Raw genomic sequence first — 26,195 nt, forward strand, 5'->3', positions numbered from 1 at the left:
ATCTTAAATCGCATGAAGAGGCATGATTCGGTTTGGTTTGGTTTGGTTTGGAAGAGACATTTTCGAAAAACGTATGGGATTCAGTAAACAGCGAAGTCAATGGTATCACACCGGGTGATACAAGCAGTCAGGCGATAGTTTCCGGCCGATAAGGTATCTAAAGGGATCTGACTGCCGTGAAGTGGCTGATCATTCAAAAACCAAGACACCGAAGGCTTTGTAGCCATCAGATTCAACATTTGCCCCGGATAAGGAAACAGCTGAGTCCCCTGCCTCGGTACAAGTATTCTTAACCTGCCCGTTTCCTGTGATTCAGGTTCATTCACCAGTGTATGACCCGTTTTTCTTGACCAGTCCAGCAACGGCTGCGGCCACTGATGCAAAGCAGCTAATTCCTGTTCATGCTTGAGTGTCGCCGGTGTGAAATGGTTGATGGTCAATGCCTGCTGATGTTGTAAACAGTCCTGCGGCCGGACCAGAGAAACATCGATACCACCGGGCCAGCAGATCACCGAAGTCGTCACACTATCCGGACGGCTTAAAGTCCGCTGATCTTCCGGTAATAAATCGAATACATCAAACATCAGTGGCCCGGCCTGATTTGCACCGGTTTGTCCTACAAATGGTGCACCATCCGGACGTCCGACCCAGACGCCCACCGTATAATCAGCGCTGGTACCAATCGCCCATGCATCCCGGTAGCCGTAACTGGTACCGGTTTTCCATGCCACAGGACGGTTGTGAGCGGCTTTGACCCGGTCAGGCGGGGCTATATCCATCAGCATAGAGCGGATAATCCAGCTGGCTGCCGGTGAAAACAGAGGCACAGTCCGGACATCATCATCAGAGGAAAAGCGCGGAAAAATCATATCACCGGTTCTGCCCAGAGCCGAAAACAGGGTCACCAGATCTTTCAGCCGAATCCCTTCTCCTCCCAAAGCCAGCGCGAGGTTCGCTTCTGGTACATGAAGATGAATACCGGCATTTGTCAGCCATTGCAGAAATCTTTCAGGGCCGATATGGCTCAACAACTGAACCGCCGGGACATTACGGGACGTTTGCAATGCATGATCCAAACGAACCGGACCCTGAAAAAGATGATCAAAATTATGTGGACTGTAATCACCGAACTGCCGGGGAACATCGGTCAGCAGACTGGCAGAATGGACCAGTCCCTGGTCAAGCGCCAGACCGTAGATAAATGGTTTCAAAGCAGAGCCGGGAGAACGTAATGCATGCACCATATCAACATAGCCATACCGAAGCGGGTCATTCATATCAGCCGACCCTTTATAGGCGATCACTTTCCCGCTCAGATTATCCATCACCATCACAGCGGCAGAAAGTGGCGTAGACCAACGCGCTGTTCTTTGTCCGATAATCGACTCCAGATCAGACTCAACCGTGTAATCAATAAACGTATGGATATCTGACTGCTCCGGATGTTGCTGTTGTAAACGACGGGCAAGCAGAGGCGCATGTAAAGGTGCCGGATAATAACCCGCCAGCATGGGGGAACGAACCATCCTCTCCAGCTCAGCGCCGGAGAGAGGAAAAATCTTTGCGACCCGTTTCAGTACTTTATTTCTTGCTTTTCTGGCCCGCTGTGGAAAACGATCGGGCCGGTACAAACTGGGACGCTGCGGCACGACAACCAACATCACGGCTTCTGTCAGGGATAATTCACTGGCGTGCTTACCAAAGTAACGCTGACTGGCTGCTTCCACCCCCTCGATATTACCTCCCATCGGAGCGTAGGTCAGATAAAGTGACAAAATTTCTTCTTTGGAATAATGCAGTTCCAGTTGCAACGCCCTGAAAATCTGCATCAGTTTTCCCCGGTAAGTCCGGGGGTGCGGATAAAACTTCCGGGCCACCTGCATCGTCAGTGTTGAACCACCGGAGATCACCCGGCCATAATATATCTGCTGAACCAGCGCACGGACTAAAGAGAACGGATTAAATCCGGGATGGGAGAAAAAATATTTATCTTCATACTCAAGTAAGGCCGCCAAATACAGAGGAGAAACGTGACTGCGTGTCACCGGAATCCGGAACACACCATCCTGACTGGCAAACTGACGCAGCACATCACCTTCTGCAGAGTACACTGAAACCGTCGGACCAGCCTGCCGGTTAATATCCAGCGGGTAAACCAGATTCAGCACAACAAACAGTCCGCACAAACTGCCCACTGTTATCAAACAAATCTGACAAAACCTTTTCATCATCTGATTACAACTGACTCTTGATAGTCAGGTTTTTCAACGATGAAGGCTGATAAATAAACCATTCCGGATGATACATATCTTCCATATACAAAGCCGGTACTATCGCTTTTCCGGGTGTTTCAGCCCGGATGACATAATTAAAACGATAGATCTCATCACTGTTCATATCAAGTGCAGCCATCAAACGATCATGACGATATTCCGTTTTTTCTGCGCGGGAGGACGATTTCAGACCTGCCCGGCGAATCAGATCATCACTATTACTCCGGGCTGGATTTTCCAGAACGAATCCGGTCGGCAAATATTCCACAATCATCGCATTCCTGATTCGCTCTTTGAGATGATAGGTCACAGTCACGATTAACTTTTCACCCATCTTCAGCGCTTCACCCTGATACACCTTCCCGTCACTACGCCGGTATTCCCGCCGGACTGTTTTTGTTTCAATCGATGAATGAAGATTTTCAGGCCCGGCAAGGCCCGTTGTCGTCACCTGTACAAAAAGCGGCGATTTATTCGGATTTTTCACAATATCTCCACTCATCACAGTGAAGTGTCCGCTTCCGCTCGCTTTCAACCCGCGCCGATGTCCTTCATGTTCAACAACCACTTCTACAGGTTTCTGGTTGAGCGTTTTCAGCGCAATTCCTGCCTGCACCAGTGCGATTCTTTCCTGTGTGCTGAGATACGAATCACGGGTCGCCCTGATCATGACTCTTTTGGCCAGCCGGTTACGGAAATCTGTCAGCTCTGTGCTGAACTGAATGACCTTTTCCAGTTCAGACAGTAAGGCAAGTATTTTAGCCTGATCACGCAACTGAGAACCATAATCATAGTCATCGTACCGGTATTCCCGTTTTATCCATTCTGATTGCAGCAGGAATTTTTCACCTTTTTCTTTTGATCCCTGCAACAGCCAGGCTGCGCCCAGATAAGCCGCTGATAAAGGTGATTGAAACTGATGATGTTCAGCGTCATGATGCAACTGCCATAACGTACTGTAATCCAGCTTTTTCATTTTGGCGCTCACCCAGGCAGCATAGTACCGGGTGGCATTCAGGGATGATTTCAACGGATAACGGGCGATATTTGCCTGTGCTTTTTTCAGCATTTGTTCCGGCACCAGCCCCGGATACAACTGCGCAGTCTGGATCAGAAATTCGGTCACATAAACACTGACCCACGGACGTTCACGACCGTGTTTGTCCCACAAGGCAAAACTTCCGTTTCCTTTCTGCATCGTAGCCAGCCGGGTGACTGCTTTTTTTAGCATGTTCCGGTCAGAACGCCCGTCCGAAACGCTCTTCTTCAGTGATTGAAGCGAGTCGTCCTTCAACAACCAGGGAACCGCTTTGCTGGTTGTCTGTTCTGCACACCCGTATGGATAGCCAAACAGGTGATCAGCATATTCAGCAATACCCAACTGGGGCGCATACGAATATGTCATCAGCGCCGGGCCAGGCTGTTGGTATGAAAGCCCCTTCCAGAAAGCTTCTGTAAGCCTGATTTGAGGAAGTCCGGACTGATCGTTTTCCGCTCTGGCTGGCAGCGTTTTCAAAGTCTGCTTACTGATAACAGGACGGGCCTGGCGAACAGGCACCTGCCAGCGTCGCTGTTGGTTAAATATTTTTCCGTCCGCCCCCTGCGCGTGGACGTTCAGATTCAGCGCTGTCATGACTGTGGCCGTTTGAATCGCATCAACATGATAATTGATGGCGACAAAGTCCCGCTGCCCGGGGGAAAGATGAAATGTCTTGCGGGTTGGCTGCTGCGTAGAAAGCGGTGAAGCAAGCGATACTTCAGCCGTGATGTTTTGCATCACATCAGTCTGATTGAACACTTCCAGTAAGGTCTGGCTGGTATCTCCCGGCGTCAAAAAACGCGGCACCGCAAGTTCTGAGATAACAGGCGACGCAATTCTGACATCCGTGACAGCCTGACCATAATGGTTGGGATTAAAAACCATAGCGACCACCTGCGCCTGACCATTATAATCAGGAATATCAACATGAATGACCGCTTTTCCATCCGGATCAAAAGCAACCGGACGAGACATCAGAGTAATCGTCTTCGCTTCAACAGTCTGATCAAGGTGTCCGTTGACACTGAGTTCTGTATCCCCTCCGTATCTGTGAGTCAGAAATGAATCCGGGCGCTGTTGGTATAACCGCGAATACAAATCAATCACATCAGCATGATACCGGCGCTGACCAAAAAACCACTCATGAATATCCGGCACCTGATAGCGGGACAAGTTAATAATGCCTTTATCCACGAGCGACAACGTCACCCATGTCGGTTGCTTCACCGGCTGCTTCAGCCTGACGGTAATATCTGTACCTTCAGAGGGCAGCAATACCGGCAAAGGTTCTATCTCTACATTCAGGCGCCGCGATTCTCTGTCCAGTTTAACAGGCTCAACAGCAAATAACCGGCGGGGACTGCCATGCCCCGGGCTGATTAATGTCGCTGAAATATACAAATCATGACGGGTCAGCTGACTCAGCGGGACATGAAACTGGTGCTCCCCTTTCTGAATCTGCTGTTCCTGATGCCATTCAACGTGATCAGACTCTAAAGCAAGATGAAGTTTCCCGGCGACATCCGTTTTGATTGTGACCTGAACTTCGTCTCCGTCATGATACGCTTTTTTATCCAGAGTCATCGTCAGCTGATCCGGTTTAACCGGTTTTAACTGACCATCGTTGTCGTCCCAGCCGGCACGAAATTCATAGCGGGTGACCTGGTTTTCTCCGTGCTTCAAAATTAAACGATACCGTCCCCACTCAACATCAACGGCCAGTGGACTGGTGTTGCCCTTCTGAACCTGAATAAAGTCTGACTGAACCGGTTGCCAGTCATTATCATGTTTCAGCTGCCATCCATCCGCTTCTGTATATGTCCAGTAATAACCACCACGGTTTCTTTCCAGTAAATATTGGATACGCCCTGCCTGCAGCTGTTTTCCATGACCACCAATCAGACCAACATCAAACTGAGCCTGACTGAATGCATTTATCTCATCGGTTTTCGCACGGATGCCCGGCAAAGACTTTCCGGTCCATAACATGACAGGTTTATTTCTCTGGATGCTGGCACCACCTGTTTCCAGCAATTCAAAATTAAATTTAGCCAAAACCGGAGCTTGTAACAGAGCCTGCCGGATCAGCGGCAACTGAAACTGAGAATGACCGTTCTCATCCAGTTTAAATGACTTCAGCTCCGGCAAATCTTTCCAGCTGCTAATTCTGAATGGTTGACCGACATAAAAATCTTGATATGCGCCGTCAAAATGATGCTGAACCTGATAATAAGCCGAAAGATTGACCTGATGACCGGCTGCCGGCGCGCCGAATAAATATTTACCATCAACGGATACAGGTAATGATTCGGTCTTATTTTGCAGCCCACCAGCCAGATCGACGGTCATATCCATCCGTTCCGGGACAAACTCACTGACATTAAATGAAAACTGATTTATCGCCCGTTCAGCGTTTTTGTTTGACTTAATGTAAACGGTCCACTGTCCTAATGGTGCACTGGTCGGAATACGGAACCGGTTCTGATAGAAACCATCCGTCTGGTTGATTGGGTCTAACCAGCGGGAACCGGCAACGTTGCCATCTGGCTGCCGGTATTCAACATAGAGCCGTTGTTTTTTCAGCAACTGACCATCCTGATCCCGCAACACAATATTCAGGGGCAGTTCTTCTCCGGGTTTAAACAATGTCCGGTTTGAGTAGACAAACGCTTCCGTCTGCTGCCAGTCCCGCCCGGTCACCTGAAAGTCAGACAAATCAAGCGGTACTTCTTTCAGTGGCAGCACACTCATCCGGGCTCCCTGCCGGACAACCAAAATATCGTCTTTACGAACCTGATAATCAAAAGTGTGCTGTGAAGCATTCATCACTCCCAGCTCAATACTTTTATCATCACGTAAAATACTGACCTGTGCACCGGTCATCACAGTGTTACCAGAAAGCGAATTCAACAGCACACTTAAGCGATTGCGGAATACTTTTGCCTGAATACCTGTATCCGTCAGTAATACATGCGCAACAACCTGATTGCTCTGGTAAACATCACCGGTAATTTTAATCAGCAGAATATACCAGCCATCCGTCAGCGTTTCCGGCAACTGAATTGCTGTCCGGACTTCCTGGTTCATGTCTGCTTCCGGCACATCAAAACTGAGTGTCGTGACAGCCTGATAATTTTTTTGCTGACGTCCCAGCGCCCAGCTGTCTGTCCCTGAGCTGTAGTAGATTTGACTCAGCAGACGTGCGGGCTTTTGTACTCTTAAAACTTCGACCGTTAACTGGCTGGCATTGATGACAGAAACCGGTACGGTCCGGCTGCCTCCCGAAGGAACCACAGGCCCCCGTCCAATCAGATGAACCTGAGGCTGACGTTCATAAACGGTCACATCTTTTTCCCGGTCAATGTCATCAGCAGATTTAATTTCCGGTAATAAACGAATCCGGTATCGCTGATTCACCTTCACCTGATCATAAATCACAGCCGTATGCGATTCATTGAAAAACCAGCGGCCATCCTGCCGGACCTCGTGAAGGTCATCATGATCTCCCTGAAGAGAAAAAATCCGGGCAATTTTTGTTGTCTGTATCTGCCGGTCAAACTGAATCATTAAGGCAGATTTTCCCTGATAATTGTAAGGACCAATAAATGTCACTTTTGGTGGCTCTGTCCGGGCTGAAGCAAGACATGATAAAAAAAGGATAAGCCAGGTAAAACAGGCGCAAATACGCTTTCCCATAAATAACCTCAGTACAGGGAGAAGAAAATTGAAGTGAATCACTACCGGTTTTTACGGCAGCAAAAGTCATATGCGCCGCAATAATAACATTGTCAAATCATAAGAAAACCAATAATTTTAAATGGTGTTTTTATCAGCAATCTGAAAGTACCCCATCCGGCTCATCACACAATTTCTGCCTTTATTTTTCGCTTCATACAGATAGTAATCGGCTTGCTCTAAAATGCTTTGCAACGTTTTCTCCGGCTCCATTTCTGCGACCCCGAGACTCACCGTCAGCCGGCCCACATCAGAAAAGTCATGGGATGCAATCGTCGCTCTGATTTTTTCGGCAAGTATCAGTGCATCTTCTAAAGTCGTTTCCGGACAGACAATCATGAACTCTTCCCCGCCCCAGCGGCCCACCTCATCTATCATCCGGGTCGACTGATTCAGAAGAATCGCCAATTGATAAAGTACTTTGTCACCCATAAAATGTCCGAAGTTATCATTGACCTGTTTGAAAAAATCAATATCAATCATGATCACAGAACAGACAGTTCCGTATCGTTTCGTTCGTTCAAACTCATGACTTAAGCATTTATTGAGTTTTGACCGGTTGTAAATTTCTGTCAGAGAATCGATTTCCAGCATGACTTCAAGCTGTTTTTTATCTGTTTTATCAGTTGAGATAGACATATATCCCATCAATTCACGGTGATTGCCGTAAATCGGAATAACCGTGCTGAACAGCCAGAATTCTTTTCCGCGTTTAGAAATATAGTGCACTTCCCCCTGCCATGGTAAGCCCGCGTCTAAAATACTTTTGATATGCGCTATACTGGAATCTGCCTGATTAAAATTCAGTATCGTTGATGGTTTTCCGATCAACTCAGATTCACTAAACTGGCTGAGTAAACAAAACGCCTGGTTACAGCGGGTAATCACACCATGCCTGTCTGTTTCAAAAACCGGCACATACTGATCCAATAACCGCATATACTTATTTTTCTCTTTTGAAACCGTCTTTAACTTTTCAACCGTGCGAGACGGACCAATCGCAATAATGATTCCAAAACAAAACGAGAAAATTATCACAATCACAAAGATTTCAACCACGACAGCGTTGTACCAGTCAGATTTTTCCTGAAGAAATGACGAGCTTGCCCGGCAAAAAAGCAGCAGTCCCTGTCCATTGTACAAAGCACCCAATGGCATGAAAGAAAAACCTTTCTGCTTTAGCTGTTGTTCTGAACGAATATCACTGACCTCAAATGTACTCTGAAAAAATTGAGTTTCTCCCTGAGTCACCGAGTCCATTTGATCTGAAGAAAATAAAATTTTCCCTTTTTGGTCCGTTATATAGATATCAAGGCGATCATCTGAAGTTAAAAAATTCAGCAGGTTATCAATGTTGAAATAAACCACGACACTCCCCGCATATTGATGATTGGTATACAAGGGGTAACTGGCATACAGCAAATGAAAAAAAGCACTATCGCTGAAAAGATGTTGACTGGCGATGATTTCTGAAAACCAGATTTGATGGCTGACTTTAGAAGACAGTTTGGGAATAAATTGAAGTGACACACCTTTGCGGGTTATATCGTCCTGAACCTGAAGGCGCGGATCCTGACGGTAGACCGATAGTAATACCTCATTATTTCTATCAAGTAACTCAGCCCGGTAAAAAGACGGGTCAATACCGATAATATTCTTTATCAAACGATTGACCGGTACTAACTCAGCTTTTTCAGGATCCGATAAATAGTTATTAATTTCACGGCTATTGACTAATGTATCCACAACGTGTGTTGCAGAAAAGGAGAATTTTTGCAGAACAGAAAAAATGTGTTTCTGCTGGAAAGCAACAGCATCTCTGATTGAGTTTTCCAGTATAGGTTTCTCACTCTGGCTAATCAGAAATAAAAAAAGAGTGATAATACACATGCCAAACATGATGAAATAAAGTATAAATCTCCGGTAAACACTTTTTCTTATCACAAAAGATCCTCTGTAAATGATAGATTTTTCACTGATGAGATATCACCGGAGGCCCAAACTGATATGCAGTCGGGATATACACAAACAACCTGAAAATACTGCATTCAGATTGTTCTTCATCGGTTATCTATATCAAATGACCGCAGGAAGCATGGCTATATTCGATACTCAGCTAAAGCGTAGTCAGCGTTCAATATAAAATCAAAGTGTTATCCACCGTCTTTCACGGCTTGTTATCAGAACTCAATTCTCTTGAGGAAAACCGGCAACACATCCGGAAACAGATACAAAAAAAGCAGCCAGTTCAGGTGGCTGCTTTTTTATTGCCGGCAGAATATGGGTTAGGTTAGTGCTGCAAATTAACTCTGATCATGACTTTCCGGCTGTCACTTTCATGGTTGGATAACTCTCCACGAATGATCATTTTCTTACCCAGCCAGGAGGCATAAGTTTTCAGTGCCGGGTTTTCAAAAATTACATCTGATACAGCTAAGGCCCGTTTTACAGACAGATCATAATTGTAACGGTAAGCATCTGAATCATCTTTGGAACCTTTCCACTCTTCACTTGAAAGCCCGATAATTTCAACAGACTGAACCAGATCATCATGTTCAGACAATACCTTAAACAGAGGTTGCAACGTTGAGGTAAGTACACTCTTATACTTCGGGGAAACCTCATATTCACCCACTTTAAAATTGCCATAAGCGCCATGGTAATTCAGTTGCATGAGCGACTTATCAAAAATCACGTTCTCTTTTTCGAAGACAGCAGCACAAGCAGACTGGATATCATCAATCAGATCGCTGACATCCTGGTTGAGCTGCATTTTTTCCATATGAAAACCTTTTGACGGTAGTACCAAACTGACTTTACGGTCCTGGTCTTTCATGCTGATCAAGCTTGTATCACCAACACCAGTGAAGAGTACATCGACATGATCCAACCGGCCAAAGCCCTGGCTCGAGGACTTCACCGTGTACTTTGATAGCTCATTCTCTTGAATTGCCTCATTCACAACCGGCAAATATTTCTGATCGACAATTAAGGAAACATTGGTATTTCTGATGCCTGTATGTTCCATCATTGTGATGAGTGCATGATGAAAAACATGATTCACCACAAAATAAGGGGAGATCAAAATAGCCATCGCCACTAATGTAACCGGAATATTTTTATGTTTATAGGCTGCATATATTCTGCAGGCTACTCCGGTATACATGAAGCAGAGAACAATTTTAACAATTGAGAAAGCATTCAGTTCCTGAATCACTGCATAATGATAAATAAAGGGGGTCAGGATGATGAAACTGATTAGGCCAGCCAGATAAACTGAAGAAATTGAATTGTCTTTGATGAATTTATTAATCATGCCGGACAATACCATCCAGCGTAACTGTTTCTCTTTCTTTGTGACTGAAAGAGACTTCAGTAAAAATGCAGGTAACCGGTATAAAATAACAACTGAATTGACCAGCGCAGAAGCGGATATTGAAAAAACGGCAATATTTAATACGACAAGAATTCCCGCAACTGTCAAAATAAACAGCAAAAAGATTCCGTCGCCAAACTGTATATTTTGCGGATAAAAGTCAACGATGGAGCAATATGATAAAAATGATATTGTTCCGAGTGCTATGCCGACCTGAAAAAACAGTGTCATCCATTTATTCATCTTTAATATATTCATTGTTATTTAATAACCTAGCTAACGAAAGTAATCATACATCCGTATCATCTGATAAACGGATATATATGAACTGACCAATACAGAATACTCAGTCTCTTTGATGGTCTTTTGCCTTCTTTCCGGTCACATCCGGACAATACCGGAAACCCCGGCTTTTATGATGTCTCTCTCAAAGTTGACCGAAAGCGACAGCATGTTAGCGATTCAACATAAGATAGTCAAACCACACCCTATATGAGCCGGAAGAAAGCTTAAAATACAACAAAAGATGACAGGAAAATGATTGATGAATCAAACAAATGGATGAACAGGTTGAGAGCCATACAGAGTGTCTGCACAGCCCTCACGATAATCTGTCAAATATTGCCGGTTCATACGACAATAGGTCCTTATTCAAAGTGTTAAATAAGGAAGCAGGTAAGCCAGCAAAGACCAGATACCAATCCAGCTGATGATGGCAAATATATCTAACCAGTTATGATGTCCCACAGCTCCTCCTGTTTGCAGAAGAGAAATCACCACAGAACAAAGCAATTTTTATACCAGTATCATAATCTTAAGATGACCGGGATATCTCCCTTGGTTCACTCACAGCCAGTGAACCGGCACAATCTTTTAACCATTCGATAAACGCATCCGCCATTGAATACTGAGAAATATATTTCGGCCTGACCACATTGACGATCGCATCATATCCTTCTTTGCCTTTCATCGTATAAGCGGATGACGTTCCACAATAAATATCTGATTTTTCAACATTTATCCATTGATTATCCCGATATATCTTTAAACCGTAAATCCGCTTTCCTGCAGGTTGATCCGGGTCATAGTGAAAGTCCAGCCCATAACAATACGGGTAGCTTCCCGTTCCGGTTCCTATAACACCATTATCTAACGCGTTATCAATTGCGCCTTCGAGCGTATTTAACAATGTTTCACCCGTAATAAAATAAACGCCAATCGGAATCGCAAATGGCAATAATTTACCGGCAACATCGGCGACCGTAATATTTCCGGCAGGTAAAGAACACCGGACACCCCCTGCGTTATGAATCGCGAAATCAACAGGGAATCCCTGCTGTTTCATGACATAAACAAAAGACTCTGCAACTAAGGGAGCTATCTCGCTGCCGCCTTCTGCATCCGGAATTCTGGTATGATGCAGCGCATTTTCCAGAATAGTGATTTTTTCCACTTCCTGTTGTCTGACCACCGGCAGATAACGTCGGTGCAAAATATCCTGAATTTCAGGGTGTTTCGGGCATGTTGCAATCAGAGGATGTTGGGCTAAATACGCTTCCGCTTTTGCATACACCTGTTCATCAATCGTAGATTCGCGGGCAGCATCAACAAATAACCGGCGACCAATCAATAGCTCATTTTTACCTTCAAAACGGATAACCTGTCCATCAGCATCAAAATCAATATGACAGTGCCCGAGCGCCAGAGAATGAAGACCCGACTGGACAATATATGTCTGCCCGATACGGACACCATAGGGATCGGCTTTATCCAGTCCGATATCTGAATAATCACCCTGCAGGATATGAGAATGTCCGCCGATAATTAAGCTGATTCCTGAAACAGATTCTGCCAGCTGTAAGTCCGCTTCATAACCCAGATGACTCAGCAAAATAATCTTATTGATCCCCTGTTCACGGATAGCTTTCACGGTGTTTTCAGCGACCTGAGTTGAGAGGACAAATGGCGTGTCCGGGTCCGGGTTCGAAATTTCATCCATCCGATCCAGAGATAAGCCAAAAATAGCAACGGGTTCCTGATCGATTGTTTTAACCATCCACCGCGCAGTCTGAGCCGTATCATCATAGCTGTATACATTCGGACAAGATGCCAGCGGATCAGTTTTTTCAGGGTCTTCCTGACTCAAGTCCCAGTTACCTGACAACAGCGGGAAATGAATCCGCCGGGCAAACCGGGCAACACTCTGATTCCCCAGATCCAATTCGTGATTACCAACAGTCATGGCATCAATACCGAGTGCATTTAACAATTCAGCATTGGCTTCACCTTTAAACAGAGAAAAATATAAAGTGCCCTGAAAACAATCACCGGCATGAAGTAGTAAAAACCCCCGTTGACGCTCAGCGGCTTCGGCTCTGAGCTGCCCTGCACGCGAAGCGATACGGGCAAAACCTCCGGCACTGACATAAGGTGAGACTGATTCTCCATCAATCGTCAGATTCAGTTGTAATGATGAAGGTTCAAAATATGAATGGGTATCATTCAGATGGGCAATCGTTACAGACAGGGGATGGTTCGTATTAGACATGACACCTCTTTTTTCCACTTTCTTCAGATCATAGTCACTCAAGCATGACAGGCATATGACATTCGACCGGGGATAATCACATTCATTGCTTACGCAATCATAAAGACCCGTCAGGATGCGCCCTCTTCTGAGATAAATCAAGTATGCCGCTGGTTTCAAAGAAATTTAAAACCGGTAAATGAGGGTAAGCAACGAGAATATAAAGGCTTTTTGTATTATTCTTAATTTATCATCTACTCAGGAGAACTGTTTATGCAGTTGGAACGCATTGAGATATCCGGATTTCGTGGTATCCGCCGTTTATCATTAAACTTTAATGAACTCACAACACTCATTGGTGAGAATACCTGGGGGAAATCATCTTTACTTGATGCACTGACTATTGCCTTGCCACCGGATGGCGCCTTGTACGAGTTTACGATCCGGGATTTTCATGTTGATTACTCCATTTCACTTCCTCAAACACAATCTCTGCAGATTGTGCTCAGTTTTATCACAACAGAGAAAGGTGAAATTCATTCCGGCCGATACAAAAAACTCAAGCCTGTCTGGCAAAAGCTGGCAAACGGACAATCGCGGATTATCTACCGTATCACCGGGACACGTGAAGATGAACATATCCGGACTCAGTATAGTTTCATGGATCTAAACGGTGATAAGCTCGCACTGCATGCTTCAGAAAAACTGGCTCAGGAACTGAGTAGTTTGCATCCGGTACTCAGGATGAAAGACTCACGCCGCTTTCATTCGGTTGCTGATAAAAAGTATTTGGTTTCTGATAAAAAAAATACCAGCCAGAATGTCCGCACTGAAAAACGAATCAACAATACATGCCGCCGGCTGCTGGCGATTCCCGGACATGTTAATAAAGGGGAAATGAAGAGCAGTCTGAATGCTGTCAGTGCTCTGGTCGGGCATTATTTTTCATTTAAAAACCGTAGTAATAAGCCGGCACCACAGGATTATACCAGCCTGATTTACGCCAGCCCTTCCAGCGAAAAAACATTCAGCCAGTTTGTTGAGGAAACCAAAAACCGGCAGACCCGGCTTTTACTGATGATTCTGATGAATGCTTATCTGCAGGCCAAAGGACCCACAGATCTGCGACGCTGTGCAAGACCGGTTTTAATTATTGAAGACCCCGAAGGGCGGCTCCACCCGACACATCTTGCCAGAGCCTGGAGTCTGCTTCAGTTTTTACCCATGCAGAAGATCCTGACAACAAACAGTGGTGAGCTGCTCGCTGCTGTGCCAATCAACTCGATTCGTCGCCTGGTCCGCTATGCGGATAAAACTCATACGCTGGCCATTCCGGACAATATTTTGTCACCCGATGAGCTGCGACGGATTGGCTTTCATATCCGGTTTCACCGTTCTAATGCCTTGTTTGCCCGGTGCTGGCTGCTGGTTGAAGGAGAAACCGAAGTCTGGTTATTCAGCGAATTAGCGAGACAATGTGGCTACAACCTGATGGCAGAAGGCATTCAGATTATTGAATTTGCCCAGTCAGGTCTCCGGCCTCTGATAAAAATAGCCAAAGCGCTTGCGATTGACTGGCATGTCATTACCGACGGAGATTCAGCCGGTAAAAAATATGCGACCACAGTCAGAAAGCAGCTGAGTCAGGATCTTGAAAGCCACAGGCTGACGACGTTGCCGGACAGAGATATCGAGCATTACCTTTATGACAATGGTTTTGAGTTCTTCTTTAAAGATTTACTGAAAATCCCGCATAACCACCCGATTCCGGCCAAAAAAGTCGTCATCAAGGTTCTGAAAAAATATGCCAAACCGGATCTGGCACTGGCAATATTATCTTACTGTGAGCAGCAGGGCACCGACGTCATTCCTCCCTTGCTGCGAAAAACGATTAAACGGGTCGTTTTAATGGCGAAAGAGAATACCTGAGTGAAAAAGAAAGGATGTAAAACTACCTGTTCCTAAATATGCTCCACTTTTGGCAACGAGGCAGATATCGATAAGCAGACCTTCCGCGCCAGGGAAGGCGCGGCAGAGCCTCAAGGATGGGTTTATGGGTTTATGCGTGTCTGTGTTCGATATCTGCCTGAGTGACCTACAATTAGGAACAGGTATTTAGGTGAGTACTGAACGTCCTTTCATCATATCGAGTCCCTCTTTAATGACACAATCAACCAGAGGATAGTCATTCATATCATTACGCCAGATGAATGATAAAGTGCGGTTCATCATCAGCTCAGGGACATTCAACTCTGCCAGCACACCTTTTTCTATGAGTGGTTTCACTTCAAGATAAGGCAGACAACTCAGATAATTTCCATTCATCACCAAACGGGTTAACACCGGCACAAAATCATATTCCCGCCAGACATCCAGTTGTTGCAGGTACGGATGAATTGCACTTTCAAACACAGCTCTTGTCCCGGAGCCACTTTCCCTCAGCACCCAGCGTGCCTGTTCAAGCTGCTTGAAATCAACGAAAGGCAATTGGGTATATGGATGATCGGCACCAGCAACTATCGTTAAGTGATCGTTGCACCAGACTTCCTGCCGGAGACGATGATCATCACAACGTCCTTCGATGATACCGATATCACAACGATAACTCAGCACATCTTCCAGCACGGAGTGAGAACTCTTGACCGAAACCTTCACCTGAACTTCAGGAAAAGTCTGATCGAGACGGCTGACGAGTTCGGGTAAGAGATGTTCTGCCGGTGTCTGACTGGCGCATACCGATAACTCCCCGCTCAGACTTTGCTGAGCAAAAAATCCTGCTTCGATTTGCCGGGCATCCTGCAACAGGCGTTTGGCCCGGGGCCTCAGCCATAGCCCCCAGTGAGTCAGTGACATCCGCTTTCCCTGACGCTCGAACAAAGGCCGTCCCATCACCTTTTCGAGCTGAGAAAGCGACATACTTGTCGCGGATTGGGTCAGAGCAAGCTTATCTGCAGCCAGGCTGACACTGCCACATTCAGCAATTGCATCAAATACTGCAATCTGTTTAAGCGTATATCTCACAGATGATCCTGATTTACTATCGTCCTGAAAGGTAATTCGTTCTCATTCTACTTTACCCGGTTTAAGTATCAATATAATTGATACTTAAATTCAGAATTTCCCATTTTACCGTACAAAGTAAAATCCGTTATTCTACACGTTAATAATGTGCGACAACAAAAGCACCAGATTTATAATTCGCTTCATACAGTAGTGGAGAGCGCAAATGACTCAAAATACAGACTACTTTAATCCAGCCGAGATGATGGTTGAGGCAGAGAAATATGCCAGTGGTAAAACAAAGAAATCAACCGGTACCATACTTGGTCTGGCGATGATGGCTGGCCTTTTCATCGGTCTTGCATTTATTTTCTATATTACAGTAACCACCGGCTCTTCTAATGTTGCCTGGGGGCTGAGTAAGCTGGCAGGCGGCGTTGCTTTCAGTCTTGGCCTGATCTTTGTCGTTATCTGCGGTGGTGAACTGTTTACCAGCTCTGTTTTGACCATTCTCGCAAGAGCCAATAAACAAATCACAACCACTAAAATGCTTTCCATCTGGGGCAAAGTCTATATTGGAAACTTTCTTGGCGCGATGCTGTTACTCGTCCTGGTTGCGGCAGCAGGTCTTTATTCTGGTGCACATGGCCAATGGGGTCTGAATGCACTGAATATCGCTCAACATAAGCTACACCACACTTTTATTCAGGCCTTTGCACTGGGTATTCTGTGTAACTTACTGGTTTGCCTGGCTGTATGGCTGACTTTCAGTTCTCATAACGCTGCAACCAAAGCACTGATGACAATTATGCCTGTTACACTGTTTGTTTCATCAGGCTTCGAGCACTGTGTGGCAAATATGTTTATGATTCCGCTGGGTATCACAATTCACAGCTTTGCGCCCGCTTCTTTCTGGCACGACACAGGTGTTCACGCCAGTCACTATGCCGACCTGACCATCGCAAATTTTGTGCTGAAAAATCTTGTTCCGGTAACACTGGGCAATATCGTTGGCGGTGCATTCCTGGTTGGTATGTCGAACTGGTTTGTCTTCAGTTACCCAAAAAAGAAACAGGCTGCAAAGGTTGATTCGCAGCAATCAAATAATCCGACCCATAGTCTGTAAATATTCATCTGATAAAAAAACACCCGGATTGAATTTTCCGGGTGTTTTTCTAATTAGAAGTGAAAAGCAAAAATTACTTTTTAATCCCTTCAACCTGCAAGTTCATATCAACATACTGAACGATACCTTTGGCTTTAATACCAAAATCAGCCAGTGTTAAACGGGTTTTTCCTTCAAAACCGGCACGTTCACCACCCCACGGGTCCTTTCCGGCACCCACTAAATGCGCATCGATACTGATTGGTTTGGTTTTTCCATACAAATTCAGGTTCCCCTCAATTGTAAAGTTACCCTGCCCCTTATCAATCACCTTAGTACTGGTAAACTCAGCAGAAGGATACTTACCGGTATTGATAAAATCACCACTCCGTAAATGCTTATCACGTTCGGCATGGTTTGAATCCAGACTTGAGGTATCGACTTTTACATGAACTTCAGAAGCTGAGATATTTTTTGGATCGTAGGAAAAACCGCCTTCGAATGAATTAAAACGACCAATAATATGGCTATATCCCAAATGACTCACTTCAAAGTTTATGGAAGCATGTCCGCCTTCCGTATCAATCACATAGTCTGCTGCTACAGCACTAAAAGACAATGACGCTGACAGTGCTAGTCCTGCAGCAATTAATGTTTTCTTCATTTTGAAGCTCCTATCATTTTACGTAAGGTATCATCTTTAGAGATAAAGTGATGTTTTAATGCCGCCAGTGCATGTAAGACAGCCATAATGATTAATGACCATGCGGCAATTGTATGAATGGTACCGGCCAAATCAGCCTGCCCCTCAAAAAGTTCTCCGGCCCCGGGAATCGTAAACAAGTTAAATACTTCAATCCCCCGGCCATCAGCCGTAGAAATGAGATATCCGGAAATAAAAATAATGAATAGATCAAGATATATTGCGTGATGAACCGCCGTTGCAGCGACCTGCTCAAAGCGGGATCCTTCAACTTTGGGTGATAAAGTAGATGCTTTCCAGATCACCCTGAAAATAGTTAATAACGCAAAAAGAATACCCACTGACTTATGGATAAACGGCGCTTCGTGATACCAGTGGCTGTAGTAAGACAAATCAACCATCCAAATTCCGACACCAAACATCCCGAATACAATAATGGCCGAGAGCCAGTGCATTAACCTTGCAATCAGGTTATAATTTTTTACAGCATTGCCCATTGCTACACCTCTTACTCTTAAACTTCCTCCTCAAATCTGGCAGATAAGGGATTAATTGCATTTAAATAATAATTCTTTGAGTATTCATTATAATTTATATTACTGGTACCTGATCAGATTGATGAACTTGTTCTAAAATTTTGAATATGTTTGGACTCTGATAACCCAGAGCGTGTTTTTTTCAGCAAATCGATCGTGATTCCGATTAAGAAGAATATGTATCGTATCGGCCTGTCACTATGAACCATGCTCTAAGATGTTGAAAAATTTGTACTATATATTAGACAAAGACAAAAAAAAGTAGTAATACGGAAACTTAAAGAAAGCCATTATTTAACCGGAGAACTCTCTTGTTATTAGATATCCTGATCCAAAGCGTGAATGAGTTCCAGTCTGACTGTATGGCATTATGTAACAAACATTATCCTGCGATTCATAATCAGGGCATGACGGAGCATCATCTGGGAAAAGCTTTTTCCAGAAGACTTGAACGAACACTTGTGGAATTCGGACATACATGTGAGTCACATCCGGTTGAGTTACATATTGCTGCTGAACTGCCGCATCACTTCCGGGTTTCTTCTGACATCGGTACCGTCTGGATATTAACGCATCACATGGTCAGTGCAAACAAGGCTTCCAAAGATAAGATTTTCCGTGATATTACTCTGTGGAAAAATGAGTATGGATATGCAATTCAGCCAACGGATATTTTGCTCCTGCTGGCTGATCACTGGATGACACGTGATTCCAAAAGCCGGGAGCTGCTTTACTGGTGGACAGGAAAGCTGCCGGATGAAATGGATGCATACAATGCACAGGGCATCGCACTACACAAAAGTGATTCGAAACTTCTGAAAAGCCTTGAGTCGATTCACGATTTTACCCCTTGCTATATCAAATACACTCACCCCTTAAAACGTTCAAAAGATCAGCAATTGGTTCGCAGGTACATTCAGCTCTATACCGTATTACAGTAAATTATAAGCTGCCCGTTAAACAGATCACTTCATATTTGGGATAGTCTCAGAGCGTGTTTATCTTTCATAGCCTAACCTGTAGTCGCCTGAAAGATGCACACGCTCTAGGGTCTGTTGACCCTCACCATTCCTCTTGAGTTCAGTTAGGTATAAAAGTGAGATATTTATCATAAAAACTCATTAAAAGAGCGGGAGTCTTTGTGATCAAATTAGAAAAACAAACATTAATGGGATCGTTCCCAACAAAAAGACGATATATTATTTAACGACACCTAAATAAGAGTATTTTTCAATCACAATAATACTTATATGTGTTTATTAACACACAAATAAAGATTGAGAACGTTTGCAAATATTTAAATTCATTCTTACGTGGAGTAACAAGATGAGACAAAGAACCAAGCTAGCAATAACGATCACCAGTATTCTGTTACCAGCGCATTTCGCGATGGCACAATCAGACTTATCGGCCCTGGAAGCCAGAATTAATGAACTGGAAAGCCGTGTTGCTTCTGCTGAAAAAACGGCACAGGAAGCTCAGCAGGATGCAGCCGCATTTGAATTCACTGGCTATGCACGAAGCGGTTTAATTGCAAACGATGATTTTAATGGTGCACAGGGCACCGGTGTCGGTATGACACCCGTTGGCGGGCTGGGTGGTCACATCGGCCGGTTGGGTGTGGAAGATGATACCTATGTTGAAGCAAATCTGATTCATCGCCGGACTGCAGATAACGGCTCTTCAGCTTATTACAAAATCATGCTGGCAGATGGACAGGAAAGTAAAAATCCATGGACAGCTGACAGTTCGCAAGTCAACGTAAGGCAGGCATTTGCTGAATTTTCTAACCTGAGTTCTTTCTCCGGCGCCTTTAAAGATGCAAAAATCTGGGCTGGTAAACGATTCGACAGAGATAACTTTGACATTCACTTTCTGGACTCTGACATAGTTTATCTGGCAGGTACGGGAGCAGGTATTTACGACGTACAACTTGGTGATAACTGGAAATCAAACTTTTCTGTCTATGGCCACGACTTCAGCGATGTCGATGGTAATGATATTGAAAGTTATACGGTCACAATGAATAACCACATTGGCCAATGGCAGTTGATGGTCAATGGCATTATCGCAAAAGATAATGAAGAGAATGGTACAAATGATGCTGAAAATGGTTTGCATGCCCTGCTCGCCTACCATGCTGACAGTTTCTATGGTATCAGTGATGGTTTTTCTAAAACAGGTGTGATTGCCGGACATGGTTTAGGTGCTGAAGTCAAAAATATTGGTTCAGATGGCAACCTGACTGATGATGCAAAATCTGTTCGTTTCTTCACATACGGCGTGACCCGTTTCGCGGATAACTGGCGTATTGCACCGGCATTCATGACGCAATACAGCAAAGATCAATATCAGGAAAATGACAAGTTTGTCTGGGCAACACTGAACGTCCGTTTAGCTCAGGAGTTTACTGATAACTTTGAAATGGTCTATGAAGGGACTTATCAGTATATGGATTTGGACAATGCTTCTGATGAAGCGAAGGGCAGCTTCTACAAAGCTACTGTAGCGCCGACATTCAAACTATCAACCGCCGGTGGATTCTTTGACCGTCCTGAATTACGTTTTGCCGTCAGCTATGTTGACTGGAGTAATGAACTGGATGGCAGTTATTCGATCAATGGTGCGACCAAAACACTGGGTGATGGCGGAGAAGCATTCTTTGCCCTTCAAATGGAAACCTGGTTCTGATAATCCATCCCACTGCTGAACAATTCGGTTAACAGAACCTTTCAGTCCCCCCGGCTTCAGAAGTCAGGGGGATTTTTAATGTCTGGTAATCATTAAGACTCACTGATCATCAGGCGCTTGTAAGCAAGCAGAGAACCGTCACTGTTGGCCTGCAAACGGAACATATATGTCTCATCAGGCCCATCAAAGACCGTATCATTGTTCATGTACGTATCTGGTTCACCCCGGCTGATATAGTCTTCATGCGTCGTACAAATGTTCTGGCAGAAATAGTCGCTGAAGCCAAACTGGGATACAACAGAATCTGAATTATTAGTCCGGACTCTGAAATGAATATGAATGACCCGGCTGCTGTACCAACCCGGGAAACATGTTTTAAAGTTCACTCTTCCCGAACTGTCAGTGACCGCGATCCCGCGAAACCACTGAGAAGCCAAAGCATCTTCAGCATCTCCTGTACAATAGCTGCTGTTAAATCTGCCGGTATCCGAAGCATCTGAAGTATCACCAGAATAAACACCTTCAACATTACAGTGCCAGACTTCAATTTCATAACCGGCTAAAGGCTCACAACTTTCATCCGTCAGTTGAAAACAAAGCTGCATCGGTAATCCGCTCAGCCCCTCTGAAATATCCTCACGATAAACACTGTCGAAGTAGCAGGGCCCTTCAGTTCGTTCTTCAGTCAAAGCCACGGTGCATGCTGCTGCAGAGGTAAAGATACTGTCATCCGGAAACCCTGCGGTCATAGCCTGAGTCCCGCCGGACAACCAGTCTGCTGATGGATTATCGCCCCCTTCTGCGGGTTCAGCAGTTTCACCGGATTGTCCGCCCGGAGGTCCGTCAGGGCGATCAGGACGATCAGGACGATCAGGTTTCCCCGGAGGTCCGGCAAGAAATTCATTTGCGTTCACACGCCCGATGACAACAGGAGCAACTGCGACGGCAGCCAGTGACGCTATCGTTTTCATCGCCTTACGACGTTCCAGCTGACATTTCTCATCATTATTATTCATTTTCTTTCCTTATGTTTGTTGTTGAGATTCATCGATAAGAATAATCACCAGCCAATATGAAACAAGTTTGTTTACATTCATTTACATACTTTTAACATAATACAGTGCGTAAAATCCAGACGAAGAATTGATACCAATCTGGAAAATAAACTGATCATCTGGATGTGTTTGGTGGAGCAAACATACAAGGGCATGGATGCCCTTGTTTAAGCGCCCATGGATGGCTTGAGCGGTTTGCGGAACCAGATATATCCAGATCAGAAAGTTACTTAGAATGGTATGAATACCAATGCCTAAGCGCCTTTTTTATAAACGAAAAACGGATGTCTTGCGTGGTTTGCAGTACCAGATTTTGAGATCAAAGACTGATTCAGGAAAGATACGATGCAGGAAGAGGATGCCGGAATCCCAAAGATTCCGGCTCAAAAGACCGCTGTGACAGAGGGAAATAATTATCACACGGAAGAAAGTGCAACAAGTTCTTGGGTATATGGATGTTGTGGGGCAGAAAATAACTGACTGGTATTTCCCTGTTCGACAATCTGCCCCTGCCGCATCACAATCGTGTAATGGCACAATGACTTGATGACACTCAGATCATGGCTGATGAACAGATAAGACAGCCCATACTTCTTCTGCAAAGACTTCAGTAATTCCAGAACCTGCGCCTGAACCGTTCGATCCAGTGAGGATGTCGGCTCATCCAGAAGAATAAATTTCGGCTTTAAGACCAACGCCCTTGCAATCGCAATCCGTTGTCTTTGTCCTCCGGAAAACTCATTGGGATAACGGTGACGGGTTTGTGGATCCAGTCCCACTTCTTCCATCACCTGACAAATACGGATTTCAGCTTCATCTTTACTCAGTTGCTGATGCACATACAGGCCTTCACCAATCACCTCTGCCACAGACATTCGCGGATTCAATGCAGAAAACGGATCCTGAAATACGACCTGCATCCGGCTCCGGAATGGCAGCATCGCTTTCCGGTCGAGTGCTTGCAGTTCTGTATTCTGATAGCGAATCATCCCTTCGCAATTGACTAACCGCAGTATCGCCATACCCGTGGTCGATTTACCCGACCCACTTTCTCCGACAATACCAATTGTATGTCCTTCTTTTAAATCAAAGCCGACATCGGTGACCGCTTTGACATGGTCAGTCACCCGGCGAAAAACACCGCTGCGAATCTCAAACCAGACTTTTAAATGCCGGGCCTGAAGCAACATCTGCGATTCCTGAGACACAGGAACCGGGCCGCCTTTCGGATCAGAGTCAATCAACTGACGTGTATAAGGATGCTCCGGCGCGTGAAACAGAAGTGAAGTCTCTTGTGTTTCAACTAACCGCCCCTGTTGCATCACCGCAACCCGATCAGCAATTTTCCGCACAATACTCAGGTCATGCGTGATAAACAACATGGCCATACCCAGTTCTTTTTGCAGCGCTTTGAGTAAATCAAGGATCTGCGCCTGAACAGAAACATCAAGTGCTGTGGTTGGCTCATCGGCAATTAACAGCTCCGGTTCATTAATCAACGCCATCGCAATCATCACCCGCTGGCGTTCACCACCGGATAACTCATGCGGATAGGCAGATATTTTCTGTGCCGGATTCCGGATTCCAACTTTCTCCAGCCATGAAACAGCAACTGACTCAGCCTGCTTCTGACGAAGGCCCTTGTGAATAGAAAGCGTTTCAACCAGCTGACGACCAACAGGGTGCAACGGATTTAGCGACACCATTGGTTCCTGAAATATCATCCCGATTCTGCCGCCACGAATCCCTCTTAACTGCCGTAAAGAGCATGTCAGTGTATTGACATCACCGAACTGAATATCACCTTCCAGATAGTGGGCAGCCTTCGCGGGCAGCAACCTTAAGATCGCATTGGCGGTCACCGACTTCCCTGAACCACTCTCTCCCACCAGCGCCAGAGTTTCTCCCTGATTCACGGCCAGAGAAACCTGATGAGTGACCTGCTCTATGCTTCCGCGGCGTTCAAATCCGACCGAGAGATTTTCAATCTTTAGTACCTGAGTCATGATTTTCTCCCGGACTGGTGTGGGTCAAAGGCATCACGAACAGCCTCGCCAATAAAAACCAGCAAAGTCAGCATCACCGACAACACAACAAATGCTGAGATACCCAGCCACGGCGCCTGTAAATTCGCTTTCCCCTGGGCCAACAGCTCGCCCAGAGAAGGAGACCCCGCAGGTAAACCAAATCCCAGAAAGTCCAGCGAGGTCAGTGTTGTCACCGAGCCAGACAAAATAAAAGGCATCATTGTTAATGAAGCAACCATTGCATTGGGTAACATATGCCGCCAGATAATTCGTTTGTCAGACACACCCAGCGCCTGTGCCGCTTTCACATATTCAAAATTCCGGCAGCGAAGAAACTCAGCCCGGACCACACCAACCAGACTCATCCAGCTAAACAGCACCATAATACCCAGCAGCCACCAAAAGTCTGGCTCGACAAAACTGGACAAAATGATCAGCAGAAACAGTGTTGGCATTCCGGACCATACTTCAATAAAACGCTGGCCGAGCAGATCAATCCATCCCCCATAATATCCCTGCGTTGCCCCGACAAAAACACCAATCACAGAAGAGATGATCGTCAGCACAAACCCAAACAACACTGAAATCCGGAAACCATAAATAATCCGGGCCAACACATCCCGCCCTTTATCATCAGTGCCCAGCCAGTTTACGGCATCAGGGGCAGACGGCACACTCCCACTCGTCACATTGAAATTAATCGTATTGTAACTGAAACGGATTAAAGGCCAGATCACATAGCCTTTCTCCTGAATCAACTCCAACACATAAGGATCGGTATAATCAGCCTCCGTCGGAAATTCACCGCCAAAAGTTGTTTCCGGGTAGGAGTGCACCACAGGAAAATAGAAGTGATGATCGTAAGAAACCAGCAGTGGTTTGTCGTTTGCAATCACTTCAGCAAACAGACTCAGCAAAAACAGTAAACTGAATATCCACAGCGACCAATAACCCCTTTTATGGTTTTTAAACCGGTGCCAGCGCTCTGCATAAACCGGATTCGTCCGGATAATTTTTGCAAACATGGAACTAACGAGCCTCAAAATCGATACGGGGATCAACCCATGTATAAGTTAAATCAGAAATAATGCCTAAAATCAGTCCCAGTAACGTCATGATATATAAAGAACTGAATACCACCGGATAATCGCGCTGAATTGTCGATTCGAAACCAAGTAATCCGATACCATCGAGTGAAAACATCACTTCAATTAACATCGAGCCGGTAAAAAACATGCTGATAAAAGCGCTGGGGAAACCAGCAATAATAATTAACATAGCATTGCGGAATACATGTTTATAAAGAATGCTTCTTTCATCTAACCCTTTCGCTCTGGCTGTCACCACATATTGCTTATTAATTTCATCCAGAAAAGAGTTCTTCGTCAGCATGCTGAGTGTTGCAAATCCGCCAATGACCATGGCTGTAACCGGCAGTGCAAGATGCCAGAAATAATCCCCGATCTGTTGATACCAGGTTAGCTGATCAAAATTATCCGAAACCAGTCCCCGGAGCGGGAACCAGTCCAGGTAGTTTCCGCTGGCAAACACAATGATCAGAAGAATCGCAAACAAGAAGCCCGGAATAGCATAACCAATAATCACTAAGGCGCTCGACCAGACATCAAACCGGGAACCATGGTGAATCGCCTTTACAATACCCATAGGAATCGACACCAGATAGATAATCAGCGTACTCCACACCCCCAAAGACACAGAAACAGGTAACCGGTCCTTGATTAAATCAATGACATTGCCGCCTCTGAACAAGCTTTCACCAAAGTGGAAAGTGACGTAGTTCTTCAGCATATCGGTATATCGTTCCAGAATCGGCTTATCAAAGCCAAACTGGTGTTTAATCGCTTCAACAACTTCCGGATCTAATCCGCGGGAACCTTTATATCCTGTACCTGGCTCACTTTTTTGTAACGTATCCCCGGCGATATCATCTCTCCCGCCGGTAAAACGTTCCATGATACCAGAGCCGAGCCCCTGAGCCTGTGCAATCGCTTGTTCAACCGGGCCACCGGGGGCTATCTGAATAATAAAAAAGTTAATGGTGATAATGGCCCATAATGTCGGGATCACCAGCAGCAAACGACGGATAATGTATGCAGCCATAATCTAA

15 protein-coding genes and 1 pseudogene are annotated in these 26,195 nt (G+C 45.2%); 4 read left to right on the forward strand and 12 right to left on the reverse strand.

Annotated elements, in window-relative coordinates; translation table 11 throughout:
• Positions 1–80 precede the first annotated feature (80 nt).
• From pbpC to OCV29_RS21380, 5 genes are all read right to left on the reverse strand, one after another.
• The gene (gene pbpC / locus OCV29_RS21360) at positions 81–2,231 is read right to left on the reverse strand and encodes a penicillin-binding protein 1C (RefSeq protein ID WP_084193378.1); all 2,151 of its coding nucleotides are present in this window, start codon (positions 2,229–2,231) and stop codon (positions 81–83) included.
• Positions 2,232–2,235: 4 nt separating this feature from the next.
• Positions 2,236–7,008, reverse strand: coding sequence for an alpha-2-macroglobulin family protein (locus tag OCV29_RS21365; protein ID WP_073604485.1), 4,773 nt, complete (start codon positions 7,006–7,008; stop codon positions 2,236–2,238).
• A 117-nt stretch (positions 7,009–7,125) separates the two neighbouring features.
• Positions 7,126–8,991: a sensor domain-containing diguanylate cyclase gene (locus tag OCV29_RS21370; RefSeq protein WP_139281617.1), complete on the reverse strand. Its 1,866-nt coding sequence runs from the start codon at positions 8,989–8,991 to the stop codon at positions 7,126–7,128.
• Positions 8,992–9,337: 346 nt separating this feature from the next.
• Positions 9,338–10,666, reverse strand: coding sequence for an OmpA family protein (locus OCV29_RS21375; protein ID WP_073604483.1), 1,329 nt, complete (start codon positions 10,664–10,666; stop codon positions 9,338–9,340).
• A 571-nt stretch (positions 10,667–11,237) separates the two neighbouring features.
• A complete protein-coding gene (locus OCV29_RS21380) occupies positions 11,238–12,971 on the reverse strand; it encodes a bifunctional metallophosphatase/5'-nucleotidase (RefSeq protein ID WP_073604565.1) in 1,734 nt (577 codons plus the stop codon).
• Positions 12,972–13,223: 252 nt separating this feature from the next.
• Here OCV29_RS21380 and OCV29_RS21385 point away from each other — a divergent pair, with 252 nt between their 5' ends.
• Entirely contained in the window at positions 13,224–14,879 is a 1,656-nt protein-coding gene (locus OCV29_RS21385) for an ATP-dependent endonuclease (protein WP_073604843.1), read from the forward strand.
• 186 nt (positions 14,880–15,065) lie between these two features.
• On the opposite strand, the gene OCV29_RS21390 is transcribed toward OCV29_RS21385, so the two are convergent.
• Complete coding sequence (locus tag OCV29_RS21390; protein ID WP_073604844.1) at positions 15,066–15,971, reverse strand: LysR substrate-binding domain-containing protein; 906 nt, start codon at positions 15,969–15,971, stop codon at positions 15,066–15,068.
• A gap of 205 nt (positions 15,972–16,176) precedes the next feature.
• Here OCV29_RS21390 and focA point away from each other — a divergent pair.
• A pseudogene (focA, locus tag OCV29_RS21395) lies at positions 16,177–17,028 on the forward strand (formate transporter FocA); the annotation flags it as partial.
• Positions 17,029–17,149: 121 nt separating this feature from the next.
• Here focA and OCV29_RS21400 read toward each other — a convergent pair.
• Positions 17,150–17,719: a YceI family protein gene (locus tag OCV29_RS21400; protein ID WP_073604845.1), complete on the reverse strand. Its 570-nt coding sequence runs from the start codon at positions 17,717–17,719 to the stop codon at positions 17,150–17,152.
• Positions 17,716–18,255 (reverse strand): cytochrome b, encoded by a 540-nt coding sequence (locus OCV29_RS21405; protein ID WP_073604846.1) that lies wholly within the window; start codon positions 18,253–18,255, stop codon positions 17,716–17,718. Before OCV29_RS21405 ends, OCV29_RS21400 begins: the two co-directional genes overlap by 4 nt.
• A gap of 350 nt (positions 18,256–18,605) precedes the next feature.
• Here OCV29_RS21405 and OCV29_RS21410 point away from each other — a divergent pair, with 350 nt between their 5' ends.
• Both OCV29_RS21410 and OCV29_RS21415 read left to right on the forward strand, forming a co-directional pair.
• Positions 18,606–19,235: a hypothetical protein gene (locus tag OCV29_RS21410; protein ID WP_073604847.1), complete on the forward strand. Its 630-nt coding sequence runs from the start codon at positions 18,606–18,608 to the stop codon at positions 19,233–19,235.
• A gap of 385 nt (positions 19,236–19,620) precedes the next feature.
• The gene (locus OCV29_RS21415) at positions 19,621–20,985 is read left to right on the forward strand and encodes a carbohydrate porin (protein ID WP_073604848.1); all 1,365 of its coding nucleotides are present in this window, start codon (positions 19,621–19,623) and stop codon (positions 20,983–20,985) included.
• 92 nt (positions 20,986–21,077) lie between these two features.
• Here the strand turns inward: OCV29_RS21415 and OCV29_RS21420 are convergent, their stop codons facing one another.
• The 4 genes from OCV29_RS21420 to OCV29_RS21435 all read right to left on the reverse strand — a co-directional run bounded on the left by OCV29_RS21420 (position 21,078) and on the right by OCV29_RS21435 (position 26,188).
• Positions 21,078–22,001, reverse strand: a complete 924-nt coding sequence (locus OCV29_RS21420; RefSeq protein WP_073604849.1) for a dioxygenase family protein — start codon at positions 21,999–22,001, stop codon at positions 21,078–21,080.
• Positions 22,002–22,456: 455 nt separating this feature from the next.
• Positions 22,457–24,046 carry an ABC transporter ATP-binding protein gene (locus OCV29_RS21425; RefSeq protein ID WP_073604850.1) on the reverse strand — a complete coding sequence of 530 codons (1,590 nt, stop codon included), beginning with the start codon at positions 24,044–24,046 and terminating at the stop codon, positions 22,457–22,459.
• Positions 24,043–25,092, reverse strand: a complete 1,050-nt coding sequence (locus OCV29_RS21430) for an ABC transporter permease (RefSeq protein ID WP_073604851.1) — start codon at positions 25,090–25,092, stop codon at positions 24,043–24,045. Before OCV29_RS21430 ends, OCV29_RS21425 begins: the two co-directional genes overlap by 4 nt.
• Positions 25,093–25,096: 4 nt before the next feature.
• Positions 25,097–26,188 (reverse strand): microcin C ABC transporter permease YejB, encoded by a 1,092-nt coding sequence (locus OCV29_RS21435; protein WP_073604852.1) that lies wholly within the window; start codon positions 26,186–26,188, stop codon positions 25,097–25,099.
• Between the last annotated feature and the right edge of the window lie 7 nt (positions 26,189–26,195).

Source organism: Vibrio aerogenes (genome assembly GCF_024346755.1).
Lineage (GTDB): Bacteria > Pseudomonadota > Gammaproteobacteria > Enterobacterales > Vibrionaceae > Vibrio > Vibrio aerogenes.

What these genes read in the sequence shown, in the direction of transcription:
- OCV29_RS21425 (WP_073604850.1), bottom strand. Translation starts at nt 24,046, where the DNA reads ATGACTCAGGTACTAAAGATTGAAAATCTCTCGGTCGGATTTGAACGC.
- OCV29_RS21405 (WP_073604846.1), bottom strand. Translation starts at nt 18,255, where the DNA reads ATGGGCAATGCTGTAAAAAATTATAACCTGATTGCAAGGTTAATGCAC.
- OCV29_RS21375 (WP_073604483.1), bottom strand. Translation starts at nt 10,666, where the DNA reads ATGAATAAATGGATGACACTGTTTTTTCAGGTCGGCATAGCACTCGGA.
- OCV29_RS21430 (WP_073604851.1), bottom strand. Translation starts at nt 25,092, where the DNA reads ATGTTTGCAAAAATTATCCGGACGAATCCGGTTTATGCAGAGCGCTGG.
- OCV29_RS21380 (WP_073604565.1), bottom strand. Translation starts at nt 12,971, where the DNA reads ATGTCTAATACGAACCATCCCCTGTCTGTAACGATTGCCCATCTGAAT.
- pbpC (WP_084193378.1), bottom strand. Translation starts at nt 2,231, where the DNA reads ATGATGAAAAGGTTTTGTCAGATTTGTTTGATAACAGTGGGCAGTTTG.
- OCV29_RS21420 (WP_073604849.1), bottom strand. Translation starts at nt 22,001, where the DNA reads ATGAATAATAATGATGAGAAATGTCAGCTGGAACGTCGTAAGGCGATG.
- OCV29_RS21385 (WP_073604843.1), top strand. Translation starts at nt 13,224, where the DNA reads ATGCAGTTGGAACGCATTGAGATATCCGGATTTCGTGGTATCCGCCGT.
- OCV29_RS21400 (WP_073604845.1), bottom strand. Translation starts at nt 17,719, where the DNA reads ATGAAGAAAACATTAATTGCTGCAGGACTAGCACTGTCAGCGTCATTG.
- OCV29_RS21365 (WP_073604485.1), bottom strand. Translation starts at nt 7,008, where the DNA reads ATGGGAAAGCGTATTTGCGCCTGTTTTACCTGGCTTATCCTTTTTTTA.
- OCV29_RS21435 (WP_073604852.1), bottom strand. Translation starts at nt 26,188, where the DNA reads ATGGCTGCATACATTATCCGTCGTTTGCTGCTGGTGATCCCGACATTA.
- OCV29_RS21415 (WP_073604848.1), top strand. Translation starts at nt 19,621, where the DNA reads ATGAGACAAAGAACCAAGCTAGCAATAACGATCACCAGTATTCTGTTA.